This is a genomic window from Herpetosiphonaceae bacterium (assembly GCA_036374795.1).
Taxonomy (GTDB): Bacteria; Chloroflexota; Chloroflexia; order Chloroflexales; family Kallotenuaceae; genus LB3-1.
The window spans coordinates 1-4721 of the sequence record DASUTC010000142.1; the positions used below are offsets into that span (position 1 = coordinate 1).

General features: G+C 64.1%; 4 protein-coding genes. All 4 read right to left on the reverse strand.

What is annotated here, in order from left to right; translation table 11 throughout:
- Positions 1-422, reverse strand: a 422-nt coding sequence (locus VFZ66_09890; protein HEX6289491.1) for an SDR family NAD(P)-dependent oxidoreductase, incomplete at its 3' end; no start/stop codon positions are given.
- Between the two features lie 136 nt (positions 423-558).
- A complete protein-coding gene (gene uxaC / locus VFZ66_09895) occupies positions 559-2013 on the reverse strand; it encodes a glucuronate isomerase (GenBank protein HEX6289492.1) in 1455 nt (484 codons plus the stop codon).
- A gap of 18 nt (positions 2014-2031) precedes the next feature.
- On the reverse strand, positions 2032-3555 hold the full coding sequence (locus VFZ66_09900; protein HEX6289493.1) for a tagaturonate epimerase family protein: 1524 nt from the start codon (positions 3553-3555) through the stop codon (positions 2032-2034).
- Positions 3556-3746: 191 nt separating this feature from the next.
- On the reverse strand, positions 3747-4679 hold the full coding sequence (locus tag VFZ66_09905) for an AEC family transporter (GenBank protein ID HEX6289494.1): 933 nt from the start codon (positions 4677-4679) through the stop codon (positions 3747-3749).
- Positions 4680-4721: the final 42 nt, after the last annotated feature.

Genomic DNA, 4721 nt, shown 5'->3' on the forward strand with positions numbered 1-4721 from the left:
GCGCCAAAGACCTGGCTCGGCAGCAGCGTGCCCAGGAGATTAAGCTCAAAGACCTCGGCGAAGGCTTCCCTTGGCAGGTCCCAGAAGCGGCGATCGGCGCTGAGCGTTGCCGCTGGCACGTTGCCGCCCGCCGCGTTCACCAGGATGTCAACCCGGCCCCAGCGCTCCAGCACCGTATCGCGCGCCGTCTCAAGCTGCGCATGTTGCAGCACATCCGCCGCCAGCGCCACCGCCTGCCCGCCCGCGCCTTCGATCTCCGCGACGACAGCCTCGGCGCGCTCCCTGCGACGACCCAGGATGCCGACTCGTGCGCCCACCCGCGCCAGCCCGTGCGCCATCGCGCCGCCAAGCACTCCGGTGCCGCCCGTCACGATCGCTACCTGGCCTTCCAGGCTGAATAGCTCGGTTATGATGCTTGACATACTGCTCTCATCCTCAAATCGGAGTTCCAAGTTTCGAGTTCCAGGTTTCGAGTTCGGACCCTCACCCCGTGCCCAGAGGGTGCCCGCCCCCACTTGACGACCCCGGCTCTTAGTTCTTGGTTCTCCGTTTGTTCTTTTATCCGCCAGCCGCGCGGTCCTTTGTCCCTGCCTCTTCGAGCCGGTACGCTCGCTTCGCCAGGCGATAGGCGAAATCATGCGCCATCTCATGGGCATCGTCTTCGGACACAAGGCCCTGCGCCGCCAGCCCGGCGGTCCAGTTGCACGTCACCCGTCGCCACACATCATGGCGGGCCGGAATCGAGGCGAAGGCGCGGGTATCGTCGTTGAAGCCAGCGGTGTTATACAGGCCCGCCGTTTCGATCACCAGATCCAGGTAGCGTCGCATACCGTTGATGCTATCGAAGAACCACCACGGCGGGCCGAGCAGCAGCGCGGGATAATGTCCGGCCAGCGGTGCCAGCTCGCGGCTGTAGGTGCTCTCGTCGAGCGTGAACAGGATCAGTTGCAAGCGCCGATCGTTGCCGTAGGCGTTGAGCAGCGCGCGCAGGCCGTGCGTCCAGTGAGTCGTGGTCGGCATGTCCGCGCCTTTATCGAGGCCAAAGCGCTGGAAGATGATGTCGTTGTGGTTGCGCACGCTGCCGACATGAAGCTGCATCACCAGCCCATCCTCGACGCTCATCCGCGCCATTTCCATGAGCATATGGGCGGTAAAGCGCGCGGTGTCGGCATCCGTCGCCTGCTCGCGCAGCGCTCGCTCGAAGATCGTCTCCGCCTCGCGCTCCGTCAAACGCTCGGTATGCGCCGTCACCGCCGCATGATCCGTCGCGGTTGCGCCCTGCTGCTTGAAGAAGGCGCGGCGCGCTTCCAGCGCCTCGATAAACGCCCGGTAGCCGCGCACCTCGACGCCCGACACCTCGCTCAGGGTGTCGATGTTTGCGCGCCAGCCGACGGTGTTGAGATTGACTACCGCATCGGGGCGGAAAGTCGGACGGACGAGGGTTATGCCTTCATCATGCAGCCGCCGATGATCTTCAAGCTGATCAGTCGCCGCATCAGTGGTACACAAGACCTCGATCTTGAACCGCTTGAGCAGCGCGCGAGGCGTAAACTCCGGCCTGGCAAGCTGCGACTCCAGATGGTCGTAGATGCGCTGGGCGCTGTCGCCGCTCAGCGGCTCGTCGACGCCGAAGACGTTGATCAACTCATCGGTCAGCCACAGGCCGGTGGGCGTGCCCCGAAACAGGTGGAAATGCTCGGCGAAGCGCTGCCAGATCCGTCGGTGATCCGTCTCGACCGGCGTGCCGTCCCTGGTGGGAACGCCCAGGTCTTCCATCGCGATGCCCTGGCTGTACAGCATCCGAAACACATAGTGGTCGGGGATGATGAAGAGATCGGCGGGCGAGCCAAGGCTGGCATCCGGATCGGCGAGCAGCGCGGGGCTGACATGGCCGTGCGGACAGACCAGCGGCAGATCCTTGACCGATGCGTACACCTGCCGGGCGAGCGCGCGTTGGGTCGGGTTGGGATCGAAACAGCGGTCGGGCGACAGCGCCCATCTGTTGGCAATCATGGCTTCCCCCTGCTCAGCTTAAGTTAAGCTGCGTTGCGCCGCCGCGAACGGCTGAAGATGCCGCACGAAATGCGCTTCAAGATTTCTGGCATACGCCTCAGGATGTTCGCGCAGCAAGGCCATCAGCCGATCGTAGAAGAGCCAGCCGCCGCCGTCGGTGCGTGTTGTCAGCACCGAGCCGAAGGTGACGTGGAAGATCTCGCGGGCATCGAACTGCGTCAGCAGCTCAGGCAGATCCGCGTCGGCGACAGCCTCAGGCCGTGGCGCTCGCTGAAGCTCTGCAGACACGTGATAGCTGACCTTGTCAGTCTCGTAGCGCTCGCGCGAGAAGGTGTAGATCTCGCGGAATAGTGCCGGATCGAGCTCGGCGATCGTGCGCAGCGCTTCCAGGTAGCTGGTGCCAGCCGTCTTAAGATGCACCAGTCCACGGGTCTGGCGCACGCTGATCGGATAGACGCTGAACTTATCGGAGCCGGAGTGGAGGCTGAGCTTGTACGGCCCGTAGTGGCGGGCAATCGCGGCGTGGACCGCAAAATCGTCTTCAAACGCGCGCAGGTCGCCGATGTAATCGACGCCTTTCTCGAAGCGGCCAACATAGCGCGGCGCGAGGCTGACCCAGCGAACGCCGAGCCGCCGCAGCTCCGAGGCGATATAGACATGCTCGGCGTGGGAGGTCACATGCTCCGTCTCGTCGACCGAAACCTCAAGCTCTGTCGGCCTGTCGCCGCTCGCCTGCTGAAGATGGCGATACATCCGGGCTACATGCGCCACCGCGCGGCCATACTTGGCCGCCGCGCGCAGCGCCGCCGCCTCGTCAAAGGCGATCGTCTGATCTTCGATCCGCAGCGAAAGGCCGCCGTAGCGGCGCAGCGCATCGGCGGGCGTGTCTTCCAGCTCGGCCCACGGCAGCGACTCGAAGAGCTGGCGCAGCTCGGTTGGAGCGGCGGACTCTGCGCGGTCGTCGACGTGCTCGCCGGGATCGATCGTGTAAAACGTATAGCCCGCCGCAACACAGGTATCGATGTCGGCAGGCGTCTTGAGATGATCGGCATCCGCGCCAAAGCCGTCGCGCCAGCCTTCCGCGAAGATGCCCCAGGTTGCGTCGTCCATCACCTGCTGCGCGGTCCGATGGGTGCGATTCATTTCGCGGATCGACTGTTGCGGGAAGATCGGGGCGATCCCGCCGCCGACCGTTCGGACAGCCCGTACATGGCCGGGCGTTGCCAGGCCCAGCCGATCGCCCAGCCCCGCCGAGGTCTGAAGGCCAAGCGTCCGTGGCTGCAACCAGGCCAGCCGACGACGGAGCGCGGCGGCGTTGTGGGCGCTACATGGGCCGATCAGCAGCACGCCGCTCTCGTGCGCCGACGACTCGCCCTCAAAGTCTGCCAGCGACGAGCCATCCGATGCCAGGACGGCTAACTGCTGCGTTCCATCCATACGCGCCAGGGCGTACTCAACACCATGAGCTGTCACCGATGAGCGCGGCGCAATGTTCAACCGCTCCATCGTGACGAATCTGGACGCGCCTTGCGTTTGGTTCATACAACCTCCTCGCGAATGTTGGGCGAGTCGTGCGGAATTGCTACCAGGATCGCGCCGCGTTCCGGCCCGTGCGGTCGCCTCGATCTTCAAAGGCGGATGCGAGAGCGCGGATCAAGGGGTTCGTGTAATATGTTACATGTCAAGCCGCCAAAATTGCAGCAACTAATATGCCAGCATCGCTGTCGGCTGGCTTAGCGTAAAAAAACAACCAGCACCGTCAGCGTGAGCAGGCTACCAATGGTCGTCGCCACGACCACATTGCTCACGAAGTGGGGCCAGGTGTCGAACTCCAGCGCCAGAATCGTGGTGTTGACGGCGGTCGGCATCGCCGCCTGCATGATCCCGACCCGTAGCGCGAGATCGGTCAGGCCAAGCAGATACGCGACGCCAAACGCGATCGGGACGGAGGCGACCAGGCGCAGGGCCGTCGCGGTGCCCAGCGGCCCGAACGAGCCAAGCGGCTTGCGGCGGCGAAGCTGCATGCCGAGGATCAGCAGCAGAAACGGCAGCGTCGCGTCGGCCAGCAGCCGCAGGCCACGGAACAGACCAGCAGCGACGAAGCCGTTGCTTTCGTCAAGCGGCACGCCCAGCAGCCGCAGCACGATCGCCAGCAGCGCGGCGTAGAGCATCGGCATGCGCAATACCTGAGTCAGCGCGGCCCGGCGATTTCCCGCGCCGCTTGACGCAACATACACCGCCAGCGTTTGCGATAGGAACGCCTGGGTCAGATAGCCGATGACGGCATACTGAAAGCCAATGTCGCCGAACGCGAACCGGGTGGCCGGCAGGCCGTAGTTGCCGGAGTTCATGAAGGTCGAGGCCAGCATAAAACCGCTGCGCTCCGTGGAGTTCAGCCGCATGGCGCGCGCGACGATGTACGCGCACGCACACATGCAGATGACGACCAGCAGCATGAGCAGCGACAGGCGGAGCGCCTCGCCGCTGTTGATCTCGGTACGAAGGAGCGTTACGAAGAGCAGGCAGGGACTAAGACCATACAGACTGACGCGGTTGAGCGTGCGTGGATCGAGCGGAAACGCACCCTCAAGCAGATAGCCGATCCCGGCGATCACGACGATCGGCAGGACGACCTCGCTGAAGACTTGCAGCAGAAGTGTCAACATGGATCTATACAACCTTTGGCACAGCAGGAGCAGCGATTCATA